20 protein-coding genes are annotated in these 17544 nt (G+C 73.7%); 12 read left to right on the top strand and 8 right to left on the bottom strand.

Features of this window, described 5'->3' with window-relative positions; all coding sequences use genetic code 11:
- The coding region (locus IEZ12_RS38730) for a cold-shock protein (protein WP_229847715.1) at window positions 1-74 on the top strand (74 nt) is incomplete at its 5' end.
- 100 nt (window positions 75-174) lie between these two features.
- Window positions 175-1614: a DEAD/DEAH box helicase gene (locus IEZ12_RS19645; protein ID WP_189273185.1), complete on the top strand. Its 1440-nt coding sequence runs from the start codon at window positions 175-177 to the stop codon at window positions 1612-1614.
- A gap of 66 nt (window positions 1615-1680) precedes the next feature.
- Here the strand turns inward: IEZ12_RS19645 and IEZ12_RS19640 are convergent, their stop codons facing one another.
- Window positions 1681-2532 (bottom strand): helix-turn-helix transcriptional regulator, encoded by an 852-nt coding sequence (locus tag IEZ12_RS19640; protein WP_189273183.1) that lies wholly within the window; start codon window positions 2530-2532, stop codon window positions 1681-1683.
- A gap of 148 nt (window positions 2533-2680) precedes the next feature.
- On the opposite strand from IEZ12_RS19640, the gene IEZ12_RS19635 reads away from it, so the two are divergent.
- The 3 genes from IEZ12_RS19635 to IEZ12_RS19625 all read left to right on the top strand — a co-directional run bounded on the left by IEZ12_RS19635 (window position 2681) and on the right by IEZ12_RS19625 (window position 4653).
- Window positions 2681-3460 (top strand): NAD(P)H-dependent oxidoreductase, encoded by a 780-nt coding sequence (locus tag IEZ12_RS19635; protein ID WP_189273182.1) that lies wholly within the window; start codon window positions 2681-2683, stop codon window positions 3458-3460.
- A 104-nt stretch (window positions 3461-3564) separates the two neighbouring features.
- The gene (locus IEZ12_RS19630) at window positions 3565-4116 is read left to right on the top strand and encodes a nuclear transport factor 2 family protein (protein WP_189273180.1); all 552 of its coding nucleotides are present in this window, start codon (window positions 3565-3567) and stop codon (window positions 4114-4116) included.
- A 381-nt stretch (window positions 4117-4497) separates the two neighbouring features.
- Window positions 4498-4653 carry an alpha/beta fold hydrolase gene (locus IEZ12_RS19625; RefSeq protein WP_189273178.1) on the top strand — a complete coding sequence of 52 codons (156 nt, stop codon included), beginning with the start codon at window positions 4498-4500 and terminating at the stop codon, window positions 4651-4653.
- Between the two features lie 7 nt (window positions 4654-4660).
- Here IEZ12_RS19625 and IEZ12_RS19620 read toward each other — a convergent pair whose 3' ends face one another.
- Entirely contained in the window at window positions 4661-5596 is a 936-nt protein-coding gene (locus IEZ12_RS19620) for a LysR family transcriptional regulator (RefSeq protein ID WP_189273176.1), read from the bottom strand.
- A gap of 143 nt (window positions 5597-5739) precedes the next feature.
- Between IEZ12_RS19620 and IEZ12_RS19615 the strand changes: the two genes are divergently transcribed.
- Both IEZ12_RS19615 and IEZ12_RS19610 read left to right on the top strand, forming a co-directional pair.
- Complete coding sequence (locus IEZ12_RS19615) at window positions 5740-6960, top strand: MFS transporter (RefSeq protein ID WP_373295500.1); 1221 nt, start codon at window positions 5740-5742, stop codon at window positions 6958-6960.
- A 29-nt stretch (window positions 6961-6989) separates the two neighbouring features.
- The gene (locus IEZ12_RS19610; protein ID WP_229847700.1) at window positions 6990-7544 is read left to right on the top strand and encodes a cysteine hydrolase family protein; all 555 of its coding nucleotides are present in this window, start codon (window positions 6990-6992) and stop codon (window positions 7542-7544) included.
- Window positions 7545-7597: 53 nt separating this feature from the next.
- On the opposite strand, the gene IEZ12_RS19605 is transcribed toward IEZ12_RS19610, so the two are convergent.
- Window positions 7598-8362: a GbsR/MarR family transcriptional regulator gene (locus IEZ12_RS19605; RefSeq protein ID WP_189273174.1), complete on the bottom strand. Its 765-nt coding sequence runs from the start codon at window positions 8360-8362 to the stop codon at window positions 7598-7600.
- A gap of 226 nt (window positions 8363-8588) precedes the next feature.
- Between IEZ12_RS19605 and IEZ12_RS19600 the strand changes: the two genes are divergently transcribed.
- From IEZ12_RS19600 to IEZ12_RS19585, 4 genes are all read left to right on the top strand, one after another.
- Window positions 8589-9257, top strand: coding sequence for a DUF4097 family beta strand repeat-containing protein (locus IEZ12_RS19600; RefSeq protein ID WP_189273172.1), 669 nt, complete (start codon window positions 8589-8591; stop codon window positions 9255-9257).
- 107 nt (window positions 9258-9364) lie between these two features.
- A complete protein-coding gene (locus tag IEZ12_RS19595) occupies window positions 9365-10375 on the top strand; it encodes an ATP-binding cassette domain-containing protein (RefSeq protein ID WP_189273170.1) in 1011 nt (336 codons plus the stop codon).
- Window positions 10372-11148 (top strand): ABC transporter permease, encoded by a 777-nt coding sequence (locus IEZ12_RS19590; protein ID WP_189273162.1) that lies wholly within the window; start codon window positions 10372-10374, stop codon window positions 11146-11148. The genes IEZ12_RS19595 and IEZ12_RS19590 overlap by 4 nt, the downstream gene beginning before the upstream one ends.
- A gap of 193 nt (window positions 11149-11341) precedes the next feature.
- Window positions 11342-12715 carry an alpha/beta hydrolase family protein gene (locus tag IEZ12_RS19585; RefSeq protein ID WP_229847699.1) on the top strand — a complete coding sequence of 458 codons (1374 nt, stop codon included), beginning with the start codon at window positions 11342-11344 and terminating at the stop codon, window positions 12713-12715.
- Window positions 12716-12740: 25 nt separating this feature from the next.
- Here the strand turns inward: IEZ12_RS19585 and IEZ12_RS19580 are convergent, their stop codons facing one another.
- From IEZ12_RS19580 to IEZ12_RS19560, 5 genes are read right to left on the bottom strand one after another with little or no spacing between them, the layout of a single operon-like run.
- The gene (locus tag IEZ12_RS19580) at window positions 12741-13589 is read right to left on the bottom strand and encodes a hypothetical protein (RefSeq protein ID WP_189273158.1); all 849 of its coding nucleotides are present in this window, start codon (window positions 13587-13589) and stop codon (window positions 12741-12743) included.
- A complete protein-coding gene (locus IEZ12_RS19575) occupies window positions 13586-14110 on the bottom strand; it encodes a SigE family RNA polymerase sigma factor (protein ID WP_189273157.1) in 525 nt (174 codons plus the stop codon). Before IEZ12_RS19575 ends, IEZ12_RS19580 begins: the two co-directional genes overlap by 4 nt.
- Window positions 14111-14169: 59 nt before the next feature.
- Window positions 14170-15159 (bottom strand): ABC-2 membrane transporter-related protein, encoded by a 990-nt coding sequence (locus tag IEZ12_RS19570; RefSeq protein ID WP_189273156.1) that lies wholly within the window; start codon window positions 15157-15159, stop codon window positions 14170-14172.
- On the bottom strand, window positions 15156-16064 hold the full coding sequence (locus IEZ12_RS19565; RefSeq protein ID WP_189273155.1) for an ABC transporter ATP-binding protein: 909 nt from the start codon (window positions 16062-16064) through the stop codon (window positions 15156-15158). The genes IEZ12_RS19570 and IEZ12_RS19565 overlap by 4 nt, the downstream gene beginning before the upstream one ends.
- Window positions 16061-16249 (bottom strand): hypothetical protein, encoded by a 189-nt coding sequence (locus tag IEZ12_RS19560; RefSeq protein WP_043915176.1) that lies wholly within the window; start codon window positions 16247-16249, stop codon window positions 16061-16063. The genes IEZ12_RS19565 and IEZ12_RS19560 overlap by 4 nt, the downstream gene beginning before the upstream one ends.
- Window positions 16250-16369: 120 nt before the next feature.
- Here IEZ12_RS19560 and IEZ12_RS19555 point away from each other — a divergent pair, with 120 nt between their 5' ends.
- Window positions 16370-17494, top strand: coding sequence for a sensor histidine kinase (locus tag IEZ12_RS19555; protein ID WP_229847698.1), 1125 nt, complete (start codon window positions 16370-16372; stop codon window positions 17492-17494).
- Window positions 17495-17544: the final 50 nt, after the last annotated feature.

The raw sequence follows: 17544 nt of genomic DNA, 5'->3' as shown, positions 1-17544 counted from the left end.
AGGGCCAGAAGGTCGAGTTCGACGTCACGCAGGGCCAGAAGGGCCCGCAGGCCGAGAACATCCGCCCGCTGTAGTTCCCACTGCCCTGGCAATCGCCTGGCAGCGAGGGGCCCGCGCCGCGCACATGGTGCCCGGTGCGGGCCCCTCGGCTTTTTTGAAGAAGGGTCTCCCGCATTGAACCGTTCCAGCCGCCCTCCGCGCCGACGCACCGGTTCCGGCTCCGCATCGGGCAGCAGCGCGGGACCCGCCTCCCGGCGGGAGTTCTCGGTGCCGGTGAGTACCGTGCCGGCCCTGCCCCCCGTCGGTTCCTTCGAGGAACTGGACCTGCCGAGGGAACTGCTGACGATCCTGGCGCGGCGGGGCGTCACCACCCCCTTCCCGATCCAGGCCGCGACGCTGCCGAACTCGCTGGCCGGCCGCGACGTGCTGGGACGGGGACGCACCGGCTCCGGCAAGACGCTCGCGTTCGGTCTCGCCGTGCTCGCCCGCACCGCCGGGCAGCAGGCCGAGCCGCGGTGCCCGCTCGCGCTGGTCCTGGTCCCCACCCGCGAGCTCGCCCAGCAGGTCACCGAAGCCCTCACGCCGTACGCCCACGCGGCGCGTCTGCGGATGGCCACTGTGGTCGGCGGGGTGCCGGTCCGCCGCCAGGCGCAGGTGCTGAACCGCGGTGCGGAGATCGTGGTGGCCACACCCGGGCGGCTGGGGGACCTGATCGAGCGCAGGCTCTGCCGCCTGGACCGGGTCGGTATCACCGTCCTCGACGAAGCCGACCAGATGACCGACATGGGCTTCCTGCCCGATGTCACCGCGCTCCTCGAACAGGTCGCCGAGGGCGGCCAGACGATGCTGTTCTCCGCCACCCTGGACCGCAACGTCGACAGCCTGGTGCGGCGTTTCCTGAAGGACCCGGTCACGCACTCGGTGGATCCGTCCGCGGGAGCGGTCAGCACGATGGAGCACCACGTGCTGCACGTGCAGAACTACGACAAGACCGCCACGATCGCCCACATCGCCTCCCGCGACGGCAGGGTGATCATGTTCATCGACACCAAGAGCGGCGCGGACCGGCTGGTCGAGACCCTGCTGGCGAGCGGCGTGAAGGCCGCGGCCCTGCACGGGGGTAAGTCCCAGCCGCAGCGCACCCGCACCCTGGAGCAGTTCCGCACCGGTCAGGTGGCCGCGCTCGTCGCGACCGACGTCGCCGCCCGGGGCATCCACATCGACGGCCTCGACCTGGTCGTCAACCTGGACCCGCCCGCGGACCACAAGGACTACCTGCACCGCGGCGGACGCACCGCCCGGGCCGGCGAGTCCGGCACCGTCGTCACGCTGGTCCTCCCCAACCAGCGCCGCGGGACCGCCCGAATGATGTCCACGGCCGGCATCACCCCCGTCACCACCACGGTCCGGGCCGGCGACGAGGAACTGACCCGGATCACCGGTGCCCGCGTCCCCACCGGCGTGCCCGTCACGATCCCCGACCCCGTCGTCGAGCGGCCCCGCCACAACCGCTCCACCGGCCGGAACCGTTACGGCCGCCCGGCCTCCGCCCCTCGCACCCGGCCGACCGCCGACGGCTCGGGCGGCGCCAAGTCCCGGGCGCACAGCCGGTAGTCGCGAGCCTGACCCGATCTCGCCACCCGCGGCGAGGCCCGTGACTCCGGTCGAGGCGCACGACGCTCAGGGGAGTCGGTGAACCGCCGACGGCCGTGCGGTGCCCGTGCCCGTGTCCGTCGCCAGGCGGGCGAGGAGGCGGAGGCCGTCAGCGGTGGGGGTGCCCGCGGGTGCGGAGAGGATGAGGAGTTCGAGGCCGGACTCGTCGGGGAGGGCGAAGTTCTCCTGGTGGAGTTCGAGGGGGCCGACCAGGGGGTGGTGGTAGGCCTTGCGGCCGTGGGTGCGGGCGCGGACGTCGGCGCGGGCCCAGAGGCGGCGGAAGCGTTCGCTGCCCATGGCGAGTTCGCCGATCAGGGAGGCGAGGCGGGGGTCGTCGGGGTACTGGCCGGCGGCCAGCCGGAGGTGGCCGACGACGTCGAGGGTGCAGCTTTCCCAGTCGGCGTAGAGGCCGCGTTCGGCTTCGTCGAGGAAGATGTGGCGGGCCGTGTTGAGGCCGGGGGCGGTGCGGCCGAGGAGGAGGGCGGCGAGCCGGTTCGTGGCGAGGACGTCCAGGCGGTGGTTGATGATCAGCGCGGGGGCGTCGGGGACCAGGTCGAGGACGCGCAGGAGTTCGGGGCGGATCCGGGTGGCCGGGGCCTTCGCGGGACGGCGGCGTTGCCGGGCGAGGCGGTAGAGGTGTTCGCGTTCGGTCTCGTCGAGGTCGAGGACCCGGGCGAGTGCGTCGAGCACCTGCCCGGAGGGCTGGGTGGCGCGGCCCTGTTCCAGGCGGACGTAGTAGTCGACGCTGACGCCGGACAGGTGGGCGACCTCTTCGCGGCGGAGCCCTTCGACCCGGCGGCGGCTGTCGGTGGGGATGCCGGCGGCGGCCGGGTCGACCCGGGAGCGCCTGGTCCGTAGGAAGCCCGCGAGATCGTCCATGCCGGTCAGTATGGCCGCGGTCGGTGCGGTTGAGAGTGGCCCTGTCAGTACCAGGAAGTCCGGTCCGACGGACGAGGAGCCCCTGAACGCCGGGCGTCGCGGCGGCCAGGATCGGAGGCATTCGATCCGTTGGAGAGGGAGTCCTGCTGTGAAGACGCTGATCGTCCATGCCCACCCGGAGCCGAGGTCGCTCAACGGTTCGCTGAAGGACCTCGCGGTGTCCACCTTGGAGGGCGCCGGGCACGAGGTGCGGGTGAGCGACCTGTACGCGATGAACTGGAAGGCCGTCGTGGACGCCGCGGACTACGGCCCGGAGGCGTCGAGTCCGTTGAAGGTCGCACTGGACTCGGGGCGGGCGTTCGAGACGGGGGCGCTCTCGCCTGATGTCCGCGCCGAGCAGGAGAAGCTGCTGTGGGCGGACACGATCGTCTTCCAGTTCCCGCTGTGGTGGTACACGATGCCCGCGATCCTCAAGGGCTGGGTGGACCGGGTGTTCACGTACCGCTTCGCGTACGGGGTAGGCGAGCACAGCGCCGCCAAGTACGGCGAGCGCTTCGGCGAGGGCACTCTCGCGGGCCGGCGGGCGCTGCTGTCGGTGACCGTCGGCGGCCCGGAGTCGCACTACGCGGCGCGCGGGATCAACGGCCCGATCGACGATCTGCTGTTCCCGTTCCAGCACGGGATCCTCTACTACCCGGGCGTCGAGGTGCTGCCGCCGTTCGTGCTGTACGGCGCCGACCGGATGACCGACGAGGACTACCCGGCCGTCGCGAAGGCCTGGGAGCAGCGTCTGCTCACGCTGGAGTCGACCGAGCCGATCGCGTTCCGCCGGCAGAACTTCGGCGACTACGAGCTCCCGTCGCTGCGGCTGAAGGAAGGGCTGGAGCCCGCGGGCCGCACGGGGTTCGGGCTGCACGTACGCGGCTGAACGTCGGCGGACGAGGTCTTGATCTCAAGTGGGCTTGAAGTTCTAGCCTCGGTGTCACGCGGCCGGTCGGCCGCGACTGGCCGCGCGACCCGGGGAGTCACGACATGACCATCGGCACGGCGGCGTTCGCCGCTCTGGAGCGGCGGGTCGGGGTGCTGACCGATCGCGCCGAGATCACCGGGCTGATCGACGGTTATCTGATCAGTCTCGACACGGTGCCGCGGGGCGGCGGCCCCTTTGACGAGGCCTGGGCGCGGCGGTACTTCACGTCCGATGTGCGGATCAACACGCCGGTGGGGCAGCACGAGGGGATCGCGGGGCTGGCCGAGGCCGAGCAGGTCACGCTCGGAAAGTTCGAGCGGACTCAGCACGTCGGCGCCAACTACCTGATCGACCTGAACGGCGACCGGGCCGCGGTGCGCTGGAACGCCCTCATGACCCACGTCCATCTCGCCACCACCCAGCGGGCCCGCGGCCAGGACCCCGGCGGCCACTTCGACGTCGGCGGCACCTTCATCGGCGAGGCGGTCCGCACCCCGGACGGCTGGCGCCTGCGCCGTCTGGACGTCCGGGCAGTGTGGACGAACGGAAGCGGCCCGCTCGCCCTGACTCCGAAGGCCGAGGCGACGCTGCGCGACCTTGCGGGCGGGGCGTGACGTCGCTTCCCCTTCAGCGGGGCGGTTGCGCCGGAGGTTCGGCGGGGGCCGGGCGGCGGGTTCGGCATCGAGCGGTGGGCGGCCGCCTTCGCCTGACCGCCGTGACCGCCGCCTGACCCGAAGCCGGGGGTGGAGAAATCTCTACTTCGCGGACGCCAGGGAATACCCGTGTGCCGGTCGGCCGCCGTTACTAGCGTTGGTCGCGTGTTCGCGCGAGGTGCGTGACCGAGTGGGGTGAGGGTGTGGTGCTGGACCCGGCGGCCCTGACGGGCGGTGGTGACCAGGGCGGCGGCGCGCAGGGCGTTGGTGCGAGAGGAGGCGGACGGCGCGGCGATGCCGAGGGCGTCGGCCAACTCGGTGGTGGTGCAACAGCCTCGGGCGATGGCGCGGAGGGCGCTGGCCAGTACCCGGCTGTGGGCCGAGCGGCTGGCCGCGCAGGCGCCGGGCGCGGAGCTGACGGTGCTGCCGGGGGCGGACCACTATCCGATGCTGTCGGGGCCGGCCGCGTTCGAGGCGTTCCTGCGGGCGCTGCTCTGAGTGGCCGTCAGTCCCGGCGCGTCCAGGCGGGCGTCCAGGTGCCGGGGGCGTCGTGGGCGGTCCTGGTGGCGGCCAGGTGCGCGCGCAGGGCGGCCAGCGCCGGGTGCGGGTTGTCGCGGTGCCACACCAGGGAGTGCGGGTAGACGGGGGTCGGATCGGTGAGCGGGATCCGGCGCAGGCCGTGGCTCGCCGGCCAGACCAGGCGGGTGCCGTCGCTCAGGAAGGTGGCCAGCGCCGGGGTGTCGGCAACGGTGTCGAGCAGGGCGTCGGAGCCGAAGTTGGGGCCGGTGGCCTCGATGGTGAGGCCGAACTCGGCGACCAGGTCGTCGTAGTAGGCCGCCCACTCGGAGCCGGGGAGGATGCCCGGCATCCAGATCCGGTGGCCGACGAGTTGACGAAGCGTCACCGATCGGGCGCCGGCGAGGGCGTGGGCCGGGCCGGTGAGCAGCTGGAGCTGTTCGTCGATCACCCGGGCGGAGAGCAGGTCGTCGGGCAGCGGCCGGCCGGGGGCGGCGACGGCGCGGAAGGTGGCGTCGATGGCGCCGGACCGGACGGCGCGGACGGCCTCGTCGATGTCCAGCAGCTTCACCACGTCGAGTTCGACCCCGGGGTGGGTGCGGTGGAAGTCGCGCAGCAGCCCGGAGGCGGCGCCGCGCAGGTTGATCACGTCCACCCGCAGCGGGCGGCGAGCGGTGTGCACGGAGGCGACGGCCCGGTCGGCGACCCGCAGCAGCTCGCGGGCGTGCGGCAGGAACGCCTGACCGTCGATGGTGGTCTCGGCGCCCCGCGGGGTGCGGGTGAACAGCCGTACCCCGAGGTCGCGTTCGAGGGCGGCGATGCGCTTGGAGACGGCCTGCTGGGTGATCGCCAGGTCGACGGCGGCCTTCTGGAACTGGCCCGCCTCGGCGACGGCGAGGTAGGTGCGTACGGCTTCGAGGTCCACGCCGCCCCACCTTAGTGAACAACCATTGGTTGTGTGTTCGGCCTGCGACGGTTGTTTGACCTGCGGCTCAGCAGCCCGGTTTGCTCTGCCTGGTCAACGCGGCTTTGTACAGGGCAGGGGGCAGGGTGGGCAGGCGACGTCCCTTGGGGCGACAGTTCGGGTGGCTGTGGGCGTCGTACGCGGTGAGCGCGTACGGGTCGGGGCTGGGGTTCGGGGCGCTGCCGCTGATCGCGGTGCTGGTGCTGCACGCCGGCCCGGCCGAGGTGTCGGCGCTGTCGGCGGTGGGCCCGGCGGTGGGGGCGCTGCTGGCGGTGCCGCTCGCGCCGTGGGTGGAGTTCCGGCGCAAGCAGCCGGTGATGGTCGCGGCCGACCTGGTGCGGTTCGCCGCGATGGCGTCGATCCCGCTCGCGTACGCGTGCGGGGTGCTCGGGTTCGGCCAGCTGTTCGCGGTGTCGGCGGTGGTCGCCGCGGCGAAGATCGCGTTCGGCGCGGCCAGTGGCGCGTACCTGAAGGCACTGGTCCGGCCGGACGACCTGCTGGTCGCCAACGCCCGTTTCGAGTCGACCAATTGGAGTTCGATCGCGATCGGGCCGCCGCTCGGCGGGGCCGCGATCGGCGTGTTCGGACCGGTCAGCACGGTGCTGGCGGACGCGGGCAGCTACCTGCTCTCGGCGCTCGGCCTGGCGGCGATCCGCGACCGGGAGGAGGCGCCGCCGCCCCGGAGCGCAGGGCGGACCGGATCGCTCCTCGACGGCTGGCGGCACCTGTTCGGCGACCCCGGGCTGCGCGCGCTGTACCTGAACAACCTGCTGGTGTCCGGCCTGATCATGGCCACCGAACCGGTGCTGGCCGTCCTGCTGCTGCGCCAACTCCACTTCCCCGCCTGGCAGTACGGCCTGGCGTTCGCCGCCCCGTGCCTGGGCGGGCTGGTCGGCTCCCGGCTGGCCCGGCGGGTGGTGGCGCGGTACGGGCGGGCGTGGGTGTTCCGGACGGTCGGCACGCTGCGCGCGATCTGGCTGATCGGACTGGTCTTCGTCCGGCCCGGCGTGGTCGGGCTGGTCACGGTGATGGCCGTCGAGCTGGCGATCATCGTGAACATGAGCCTGTTCACGCCGGTGCTCGCCGCCTACCGGCTGGAACGCACCCCGCAGCACCTGGTCGCCCGCACCCTGACGGCCTGGTCGATCGGCCAGCAGGGCGCCATCGCCGCCCTCACCGCGCTCGGCGGCCTGCTCGCCGACCTGACCGGCCCGCGCACCGCCCTCGCCGTCGCCGGGCTGCTCGCCCTGGGCACCCCGCTGCTGCTCCCCCGCCGCGAACCGGCGTCGCCGCACCCGCCCGCGCTGCTCGACAGCCGCGCCTGACCAGCCCCACCGAGAGCGAGGACACCACCGTGCGGAACACCGCTCTGCTCCTGCTGGACTGCCAGCCCGCCGTCCTGTCCGCCCTGCCCGACGCCGGACCGCTGCTCGACCGCCTGGAGCGGGCCGTCGCCGCGACCCGCGCGAGGGGCGGCACGGTGGTCCACGTGCGGACCGCGTTCACCGAGGACGACTGGGCGGCCGTCCCCGCCGGCAACGCCGTGTTCGCGGCGGTCGCCCGGCACCGCGCCCTGCACCACGAGGACCCGGCCGCCGCCTTCCACCCGCAACTGGCGCCGTGCGAAGGCGACTTGGTGGCTCGCAAGACCCGCGTCTCCGCACTGTCCGGCACCGACCTGGACCGGCGGCTGCGCGCCCGCGGCATCGACACCCTGATCGTCGCCGGCCTCACCACCGGCGGCGCCGTCCTGTCCACCGCTCTGGACGCGTCCGACCGCGACTACCGCCTGCACGTCCTGTCCGACGGCGCCGCCGACCCGGACCCGGAGGTCCACGCGCTCGTGCTGCACCGGGTGCTGCCACCGCGCGCGGAGCCGGTCACCTTCGCGGAGCTGTTCGACCGCTGAGGACTGCCGGGCGACGCCGCCGCTCCGCCAACCGCCTGACGCAGCGGGGCAGTTCAGCTCCTGCCGCCGTCGGCCCCGCGCTCGGGCGCTTCGGCGGCGTCGGCCTCCTCCTCGGGCTTGACGTACAGGATCTCGCGGGCCTGCTCGGCCATCCGGAACAGCCCGTCGGAGACGAAGTCGAGGAACCGCGCGATGTTCTCCAGCCGGGCGGCGGCCGGGGTGCCCGGACCGAGCACGGGGACGCCCTCGCGGACGGTGGCGACCACGGCGGCGTTGGCGCGGGCGCTGGCGATGGTGGCCTGGTACCAGATGTCGTCGTCGATCACGTACCGCTCGCGCCGGCGGTCGTCGCGCTCGCGCCGGATCATGGTCTGCTCGTCCAGGAAGGCCACCGCCTTGGAGATGGACGCCGGGCTGACCTGGAGGCGCTGGGCGAGTTCGGCCGCGGAGAGGACGCCTTCGTCGGTGACCATCAGGGCGGCCAGCACCCGGGCGGGCATCCGGCTCATGCCGGAGTGCATGAAGACCGTGGTGACGGTCTCCTCGTAGGCGCGCACCGCGTCCGGGTCGCGCCCGTCGGCGGGCCGGTCGGCGTACGGGTCACGGGGCAGGGCCGAGCGGCGCTGGGCGCGGTGCTCGGTGGCGCGGTGGGCGAGGTCGGCCCGGTAGCCGCCCGGGCCGCCGTTGCGCATGACCTCGCGGGTGACGGTCGAGGTCGGCCGGTCGAGGCGGCGGGCGATCTCGGCGTACGCGAGGTCCTCTGCCAGTCCCAGCGCGATCTGCTGGCGTTCCTGCTGGGTGAGCCTGCCTCCCGGCATCGCGGTCTCCTTCGTCGGCGTACACGGTGCGCCCCCAGCATAGCGTTCACCCCCATTTCATTGCAACGACCATCGCCCTGACGTTGCGTTATCCCACTCTCCATTGCAACGATTTATTGCCTCCCATCTGCATTGATGCCATTCGATTGCAACAACAGCGTTGCCAACTTCTTGAACGCAACGTAGCGTTTCCATCATCAGAAACGAAGCGCACAGGGAGTCCACGATGCAGAAGTTCGCCACCCCCACCGCCATCACCGCCGTCATCGACATCCCGGCCGGCCACCTCCGCCTGATCGCCGCCGACCGCACCGACACCGTCGTCGAGGTGCTCCCCGCGAACCCGTCGAAGAGCCGCGATGTGAAGGCCGCCGAGCAGACCGAGGTGGTCCTCGCCGACGGGGTGCTGCGGATCGTCACCGCCGACGCGAACCACCGCCTGATCGGTCCGACCGGCGCGCTGGAGGTGACCGTCCAGCTGCCGAGCGGCTCGCGGATCGAGGCGAAGGCCGCCGACGCCGACCTGCGCGGCGTCGGACGGCTCGGCGAGGTCGCCTTCGAGAGCGCCCGGGGCCCGGTCAAGGTCGACGAGGCGGCCGGCGGCCGATTCGTCCTGCAGGACGGCAGCATCGAGGTCGGCCGCCTCACCGGGTCGGCCCGGCTCGACACCCAGCGCGGCGACCTCACCGTCAACGAGGCGGTCCGTGGCGACCTGGTGCTCACCACCATGTCCGGTTCGATCACCGTCGGCGCCGCCCGCGGCGTCTCCGCCTCGCTGGACGCCGGCACCTCCTACGGCCGCATCCACAACGCGCTGCGCAACGCGGACGACGTGCCCGCGGTGACCATCCGCGCCACCACCTCCAACGGCGACATCACCGCCCGCACCGTCTGACCGCCGCACCGCACAGCGCCACCTCGCACCGCCCCGCACCGCACGGCCGCCGCCCGGCGGCGGCCCCCTCCGGCACCAACCCGCCCCGCTGTAGAAGGAGTTCTCCCATGACCGGCCTGGCCATCGCGGCACAGGGGCTGCGCAAGTCCTACGGGGACAAGACCGTCCTCGACGGTGTCGACCTGTCCGTCCCGGAAGGGACCGTCTTCGCCCTGCTCGGCCCGAACGGGGCCGGCAAGACCACCGCCGTCAAAATCCTCTCCACCCTCGTCCGGGCCGGCCGGGGCAGCGGGCCGATCCGGATCGGCGGGCACGACCTGGCCGCCGACCCGCAGGCGGTGCGCGCCGCGATCGGCGTCACCGGCCAGTTCTCCGCCGTCGACGGGCTGATCACCGGCGAGGAGAACATGCTGCTGATGGCGGACCTGCACCACCTGCCCAAGGCGGAGGGCCGCCGGGTCGCCGCCGACCTGCTGGCCCGCTTCGATCTCACCGAGGCCGCGAAGAAGCCCGCCTCCACCTACTCCGGCGGCATGAAGCGCCGCCTCGACATCGCGATGACCCTGGTCGGCGACCCGCGGATCATCTTCCTGGACGAGCCGACCACCGGCCTCGACCCCCGCAGCCGGCACGGCATGTGGCAGATCATCAGGGAGCTGGTCACCGGCGGCGTCACCGTCTTCCTCACCACCCAGTACCTGGACGAGGCCGACGAGCTCGCCGACCGCATCGCCGTCCTGCACAACGGCGTGATCGCCGCCGAAGGCACCGCCGAGCAGCTCAAGCGGCTCGTCCCGGGCGGCCACGTCCGACTCCGGTTCACCGACCCGGCGGCGTACCGGTCCGCCGCCGACGCCCTCCCCGAGGGCGCCCGCGACGACGAGTCGCTGACCCTGCTGGTCCCCAGCGACGGCAGCCAGCGTGCGCTGCGCTCGGTGCTCGACCGGCTGGACGCCGCGGGCGTCGAGGCCGAGTCGCTGACCGTGCACACCCCCGACCTGGACGACGTGTTCTTCGCCCTGACCGGCGCCCCGGCCGTCCCCCACCAGTCCACCCCGTCCGCCCCGTCCACTGCCCCGGCCGTCGCGGCCGGTTCCGCCGAGGAGGCCGCCCGATGAGCTCGTTCGCCCTTGCCGTCCGCGACTCGTCCACCATGCTGCGGCGCAACCTGCTGCACGCCCGGCGCTACCCGTCGCTGACCCTGAACCTGCTGCTCACCCCGGTGATGCTGCTCCTGCTGTTCGTCTACGTCTTCGGCAACGCGATGAGCGGCGGGGCCGGCCGGGCCGCCTACGTCGCCTACCTGGTGCCCGGCATCCTGATGATGACCATCGGCTCCACCGTGATCGGCACCGCCGTCTCGATGGCCACCGACATGAACGAGGGCATCGTCGCCCGGTTCCGCACCATGGCGATCCACCGCGGGTCGGTGCTGTTCGGCCGGGTGATCGGCAGTGTGCTGCAGTCGGTGTTGAGCGTGGTGCTGGTCGGCGCGGTCGGCGTCGCCGTCGGCTTCCGCTCGCACGACGCCACCCTGCTGGAGTGGCTGGCCGCGTTCGGCCTGCTGGTGCTGGTCGCGCTCGCCCTCACCTGGATCGCCGTCGGCATGGGCCTCGGCAGCCCGAACGCGGAGGCCGCCAGCAACAGCGCACTGCCGCTGATCGTGCTGCCGCTGATCTCCAGCGCCTTCGTCCCACTGCACTCGATGCCCGGCTGGTTCCAGCCGATCGCCCAGTACCAGCCGTTCACCCCCGCCATCGAGACCCTGCGCGGCCTGCTGCTCGGCACCCCGATCGGCAACAACTGGTGGATCGCGCTGGCCTGGTGCGCCACCCTCACCGTGCTCGGATATGCCTGGTCCCGCTCGCAGTTCGACCGCGAGTCCGAGTAACCCGTACTGCCCCTCCGACGGAGCTGACCTCGCGTCAGCTCCGTCGCCGTGTCCGGGGGTTGTCCCCCCTGCCGATCCGGGTGGCGCCCCCATCCCGCGGCGGCACGCGATCGGACAGGGTGGAGCGACCGACCGCCTTCGATCACGGGGAGAGCACGCCATGGGACACCGGCACCGAACACCAATGCTGGGGTTGGTCGCACTTCTGCTCGCCCTCCCGGCGGCCACCCCCGCGGCCGCGACCCCGGCCGACTCTGGCCCCCGACTCGCGCACACCGCCGTCGAGTTCACCAGCGCCGACGGCACCCGACTGCACGGCGAACTGGTCGCCCCGCAGGGCGTGAGCGGCGCCCCCGGACAGGCGATGATCGCCGGGGCCGGACCGGTCGCCATGGACGAACTCCGGCCCGCCGCCGAGGCGTACGCGGCGCACGGCATCCCGACGCTGATCTGGGACAAACGGACCGCCGGCTACTCGACCCTGAGCCGGGACTACGACCGGCTGGCCGACGACGCCCTCGCCGCCGTCCAACTCCTGCACTCCCGGCCCGAGATCGACCCGAACCGGGTCGGCCTGTGGGGCCTGTCGGAGGGCGCCTGGGTGGCCACACTGGCCGCCGGACGGACCTCCGAGGTGTCCTTCGTGGTGACCGCCGGCGCGGTCGGCCTCAGCCCGGCCCGCCAACAGGCCTGGGCCTACGGGGAGTTCCTCCGCCACGCGGGCATCGGCGGCTCACTGGTGCCGACCATGCAGGACACGCTGATCCGGGAACTGTCCGCCGCCGGGCTCTTCCCGGAGGCCGACTACGACCCGGTGCCCGCCTGGGAGCGGCTCCGACTGCCGGTGCTGGCCGAGTGGGGGACGCTGGACCGCGAGGCCGTGCCCGCCGAGAGCGAACGGATCGTCCGGGACGCGTTGGACCGCGCGGGCAACCGCCACTACACGATCCGCAACGTCCCGGACGTCCGCCACAACCTCCGCCGCAGCTTCGACGACGGCTTCGACCGTCCGAGCCAACTGCCCGACAACTACGCCGACTTCGAGTCCCGCTGGATCACCGGACTGGCCGCCGGACTGCCACCGGTGTCGGTGGACGCCGCCCCCGCGCAGGAGTACGCCAGCCGGCCGCTCGCCCCGCTCGACTGGTACGAATCGCCGTGGCTGCAGGCCGCGTCGGCCGTCGTCTGCCTGCTCGGTTTCGTCGGCCACCTGGCCACCGGCGCGGTCCGCCGACTGCGCCACCGCCCCGCCCCCGCCGGAGTGCCCCGCCCGGCCCGCTGGGCCGCCCTGACCGGCACGTTCGCGGTCGTCGGCGCCCCGCTCTACCTGCTGTTCATGGCGATCACGGCAGCCTCACTGCCCGGACCGGTCCTGCTGGGTCGGCCGGTGGTCTGGTCGGTTCTCCAACTGGCTTCCGTGGCAACGGTGGTGGCCGTGACGCTGACTGTCACGGCGGCCGTCCGGAACCACCCGGCGAACGGCAGCCGGGTGCGGCTAGGGCTCCTGACGCTCTCGGGCGCGGTGTTCGTCCCGTGGGCGCTGTACTGGGGGCTGCTGCGCCCCTGAGCTGCGGCGGGACCGGTTGGTCGGACTAGTGCTTGTTGATAACGCCCTGCCAGACCGGGTCCAGGGCAAGGGCCGTGAGCTGCTCGCCGTTGAGGACCGGCGGGCCCGAGTAGAGATCGGTCCCCCCACCCGGGGCGGGGACGGTGCTTGAGGACGCGGTGACCATGCTGCCGTCGGTGCTGTACAGGGTGGCCTGCCAGTCCTGGAGGCCGGCCGCCGCCGCGGGGAGCGTCACCATCAGCAGACTGCCGTCGGGACGGTGGGTGACCGTGCAGGCGGGTGCCGTACCGCAGTCCGCAGTCGGCTTGTAGTCCGTCGATCCGCTCGGCACGCCGACCACCTGGGTGAGCTCGATACGGATGGTGCCGGTCCGCGGGCCGTTGGTGATGGTGTGTGCCACACCGATCCGCCATGGCTTCCCCGACCCGGGCTTCGGGCCCGGGTCCTTCCAGGTGGCGAGGACCCGGTAGCCGGCCGGGACCCGCTCGGCCAGCAGGTCCGGGACGGCCGAACCGGCCGTGGGCGCGTCGGAGGGCTTGCCCGATGGGCTGGAGTTCGTGGGATCGGTCGACGGCTTACCCGATGACGTTCCGGAAGGCGTGCCCGACGGCGTGCCGGACGGCTTGGCGGACCCGGACGCGGAGGCCGCCGGCCCGAGCCCGCTCGCCGTCGGGCTGCCGCCGCCGATGCCGACGGCGAACGCTCCGGCCATCGCGACCGCCGCGACCCCGCCCGTCATGACGGCGGCGCGCCGACGCCTGCCGAGCCGGCCGCGGCGCAGCAGCTCCGCCGTCGGCGGTGGGCCGGCCGGGGGCTGACGGTCCGCCAGCACCTCCAGCGCCTGTGTCAGGTCCTCGTTCTCGTTGATGCTCATGGGCTGACGGCCTCCTGATCCCTGGACCGGCCCTCCGGCCGGTCCTTCGACATGACGGTGCGCAGCCGGGCCATTGCCCGGGAGTGCTGGCTCTTGACGGTGCCGACCGAGCAGCCGAGGACGGCGGCGGTCTCCTTCTCGGAGAGGTCCTCCAGGTGCCGCAGCACCACCACCGCACGCTGCCGGGCGGGCAACGAGCGCAGGGCGCGGTGGAGTTCGTCCGTCTCGCCGTACTCGTCGCCGGGCGTGCCGGGCTGGTCCGGGAGCTCGGCGGTGAGCGTCTCCCGGCGTCGGCGGCGCCACCAGCTGATGTGGCCGTTGACGAGCATCCGCCGCAGGTACGCGTGCGGATCGTCGGCGACCGCCCGGCGCCAGCGGACGTACAGCTTGACCAGGCAGTCCTGCAGCAGTTCCTCGCCGCGGTTGCGGTCTCCCGCGATCAGCGTGGCCGTCCGCAGGTGCCGGGGCCAGGCGACCGCGACGAAGGCCGCGTAGGCGTCGTCCTCGGTTTCTCGACTCACACCGCACACACGCCCGAGTCGGGGTGAAAGGTTGTCAGCAGTTTTCCGGCGGTCTCCGTTCAGTCGGCTCGGGTCCGCAGCCGTCGTACGGCGAGGATCACGGTGGCGGCGGTGAGCAGGGCGAACAGCGCGCTCTCCACGGCCTGGAAGGTCCAGTAGCGGGCGGCGGGCTGCTGGGTGATCTCCACGTGGATCCGGTGGTCGGCGAGGCAGCGGGGCAGGTCGGTGAGCGAGCTGTGGTCCATGCAGTCCTGGAACCAGTCGGTGTGTCCGACGGGGGCGCCGGCCTCGTCGAGGATCGCGCTGGTGTCGATCACCCAGGGTCCGCCGGGGACCCGCAGGCCGCCGATGTCGCCGTAGGTGCCGATCTTGCTGAGGTTGGCGACGATCGGCGCGGTGAGCTGCACCCTGGTCCGCTCGGGTGCCTGGTAGTGCGGCCGGACGAAGGCCGGAAGAGCCAGTTGAAGGACGGTGAACACGGCCAGCGTGGCGGCCATCGCGGGCACGGTGCGGCGCAGGTGGAGGCCGAGGGTGGCGCCGAGCACGGACGCGAAGGCGGTGCAGGCGACGGGTGCGAGCCCGTGCGAGGCGAAGGCGACGGGTTCGAAGCGTGCGCCCTCGACGGCGAGGACGGGGCCGGTGGCCCAGCCGAGCAGCAGCGCGGCGAAGGCGACCGCGAGGGTGCAGCCGCCGGCCACCACGGTGAGTTTGACGGCCAGCCAGCGGCGGCGGGTGATGCTCTGGTTCCACACCAGCCGGTGGGTGCCGGCCTCGAACTCGCGGGCGATCAGCGGGGCGCCGCAGAACACGCCGAGCACGGCGGGCAGCACCAGCAGCAGGTAGCCGAGCAGGTCGGCGCGCAGCCGGTAGCGGTCGGCGAACGCGCCGAGCGGGCCGGCGCAGTCCCGGCCGGCGCAGTGCGCGAGGACGTCCTGGTGGGCCCGGTGGACGTCGAGGCCGAGCAGCAGCAGGTAGCCGGCCAGCAGGAGCAGCGCGGCCAGGCCGATCAGGGCCTGGGTGCGGAACTGGCGCCAGGTCAGCCAGATCATCGGCGGGTCTCCGGTCGGGTGGTCGGGGCTGTGGGGCTGCCCGGCCGGGCGGCGCGGGCCAGGTGGGCGAGGACGAGTTCTTCCAGGTCGGGTGCGGTGACGGCCCACCGGCGGTCGGCGGGCAGTGGCCGTTCGGTGCGGACCAGGGCGGTGGCCGGGCCGTCGGGCGGGTCGGTGCGGGCCAGCACGGTGACGTCGGGCGGCAGGGCGTCGAGGTCGGCGGCGCGGCCGGTCACCCGGGCGTGCCGGGCGATCAGCGGCTCGATGTCGTCGTGCAGGTGGACCCGGCCGCGGGCGAGCAGCACCAGGTGGTCGCAGACCCGGGCGACGTCGGGCAGGGCGTGGGAGGAGAGCACGGCGGTGGCGCCGAGTTCGGTGACGGACTCCATCAGGTGGTCGAGGAAGGCGTGCCGGGAGAGCGGGTCGAGGGCGGCGGCGGGTTCGTCGAGGATCAGCAGGTCGGGGCGTTTGGCGGCGGCCACGGTGAGGGCGAGTTGGGCGCGCTGCCCGCCGGACAGTCGGCCGGCCTTCTGTCGGGGGTCCAACTCGGCGCGGGCCAGGCGGCGTTCGGCGAGCGCCCGGTCCCAGCGCGGATTGAGGCGGGCGCCGAGTCGCAGGTGCTCGGCGACGGTGAGGTCCGGGTAGACGGGGGTGTCCTGGGCGACGTATCCGACCCGGGCGAGGTGGTCGGGGCGGGTGCCGGGCTCGGCGCCGTGCACCCGGATCCGCCCGGAGGTGGGGCCGATCAGTCCGCAGGCGAGCTGCATCAGAGTGGACTTGCCGGCGCCGTTGGGCCCGACCAGGCCGACCACCCGGCCCGCCGGGATGCTCAACTCGACGTCGGCGAGGGCGGTTCGTCGCCCGTACCGCTTGGTGAGCCCGGTGGTCTCCAGCACCGCGGTCACCACTGCCCGTCCTCCGCGTCCTGCTCGGCGCGCCGCGCCCGCCAGGCCCGGACCAGGCGGTACCCGCCCCAGCCGAGGGCGATCAGTACGCCCAACTGCGCGGCCCACCAGGCGTACAGCAGCGGGCTGCGTTCGGTCTTCTCGGCCACCGCGAGCAGCGCGGCACCGGTCGTCGTTGCGGTCATGGCCCCACGTTCCCGTCGGGCGGCGCCGGCCCGCAGCGGCCGAAGGTACGGTCCGGGCGGCAGCGGCGTCGTACTTTCGGCCGGTACGCGGTGCGGGGGGATTCGCCTAGCGTGGCGGCCGTGAGACGAACGTCGACGGTGGGGAACGCGGTGCTGGGGGCGGGGTTCGCCCTGGTGCTGCTGGTGATGGCGGCGCAGTACGCGTCGCAGGGCCGGGTGTGGGCGCTGGACGCGGCGACCGGCGCGGTGGTGTGCGCGCTGGCGCTGGGGCGGGAGCGGCATCGCGGGGGCGCCGCGGCCCTGGGGCTGGCGGTGGCCGGCGCGGCAGCACTGGTGGCGCGGCTGACGGGGCTGCCCGGGGAGCCGGGCGCGGCGGCGGTGGTGGGGCTGCTGGTGCTCGGCGGTTCGGCGGTGCGGACCCTGCCGTGGCGTTCGGCGGTGGCCCTCGGCGTGGCCGGACTGGCCCTGATGACGGCGGGCCTGCTGGCCGCGCAGGCCCCGGCCACCCCGTTCCGGGTCGGCATCGAGGTGTGGGCCCTGGCCCTCGCGGCCGGGCTCGGACTGCGCCTGCTGGACCACCGCCGCCGGGCCGCCGCCGAGGCCGCCCGGCAGGACGAACGTCTCGCGCTGGCACGGGAGTTGCACGACCTGGTGGCGCACCACATCACCGGCGTCGTGGTGCAGGCGCAGGCCGCCCGGATCGTCGCCCGCAAGCGCCCCGAGCAGTTGGACGAGACCCTCGCGGGGATCGAGACGGCGGGCGCCGACGCGCTGTCCGCGATGCGCCGGGTGGTCGGCCTGCTGCGCGCCGGCGACGACACCCCGGGGACGGCGCCCGCCGCCCCCGGCGCGGCCGAACTCGCCGCCCTGGTCGAGCGGTTCGAGGGTCACGGCCCGGCGGTCCGGCTGCGGCTCCCCGATCGGGACGCGACGCCGTGGCCGCCGGAGGTCGCCACCACTGTGCACCGGATCGTCCAGGAGTCGCTGACCAACGTCGCCCGGCACGCCGCGCACGCCCGCACCGCGGAGGTCGCCGTCGCCCACGCGCCCGGCGCGCTGACCGTCACCGTCACCGACGACGCCTCGCCCGCCCCCGCCCGTCACCTGCGCCCCGTCGGGTTCGGCCTGCTCGGCATGCGCGAACGCGTCGAGGCCCTCGGCGGCACCTTCGCCGCCGGCCCCGGCCCCACCGCCGGCTGGACCGTCCACGCCGAACTGCCGGTGCCGGCGGGCGGTGCCCGGTGACCGCCCCCGACCTGCTCACCGACCACGCGGCACCGGCCCGCACCCCGGAC

Source organism: Kitasatospora griseola (assembly GCF_014648555.1).
GTDB lineage: Bacteria > Actinomycetota > Actinomycetes > Streptomycetales > Streptomycetaceae > Kitasatospora > Kitasatospora griseola.
The sequence above is the reverse complement of the archived record's forward strand: the minus strand, read 5'-3'. Positions and strand labels throughout refer to the sequence as shown.

Bases quoted from the DNA above. Each gene is read 5' to 3' on its own strand.
- IEZ12_RS19605 (WP_189273174.1), bottom strand. From the start codon at position 8,362: ATGCCGGGAGGCAGGCTCACCCAGCAGGAACGCCAGCAGATCGCGCTG.
- IEZ12_RS19630 (WP_189273180.1), top strand. From the start codon at position 3,565: ATGACCATCGGCACGGCGGCGTTCGCCGCTCTGGAGCGGCGGGTCGGG.
- IEZ12_RS19625 (WP_189273178.1), top strand. From the start codon at position 4,498: ATGGCGCGGAGGGCGCTGGCCAGTACCCGGCTGTGGGCCGAGCGGCTG.
- IEZ12_RS19580 (WP_189273158.1), bottom strand. From the start codon at position 13,589: ATGAGCATCAACGAGAACGAGGACCTGACACAGGCGCTGGAGGTGCTG.
- IEZ12_RS19640 (WP_189273183.1), bottom strand. From the start codon at position 2,532: ATGGACGATCTCGCGGGCTTCCTACGGACCAGGCGCTCCCGGGTCGAC.
- IEZ12_RS19560 (WP_043915176.1), bottom strand. From the start codon at position 16,249: ATGACCGCAACGACGACCGGTGCCGCGCTGCTCGCGGTGGCCGAGAAG.
- IEZ12_RS19570 (WP_189273156.1), bottom strand. From the start codon at position 15,159: ATGATCTGGCTGACCTGGCGCCAGTTCCGCACCCAGGCCCTGATCGGC.
- IEZ12_RS19595 (WP_189273170.1), top strand. From the start codon at position 9,365: ATGACCGGCCTGGCCATCGCGGCACAGGGGCTGCGCAAGTCCTACGGG.
- IEZ12_RS19600 (WP_189273172.1), top strand. From the start codon at position 8,589: ATGCAGAAGTTCGCCACCCCCACCGCCATCACCGCCGTCATCGACATC.
- IEZ12_RS19590 (WP_189273162.1), top strand. From the start codon at position 10,372: ATGAGCTCGTTCGCCCTTGCCGTCCGCGACTCGTCCACCATGCTGCGG.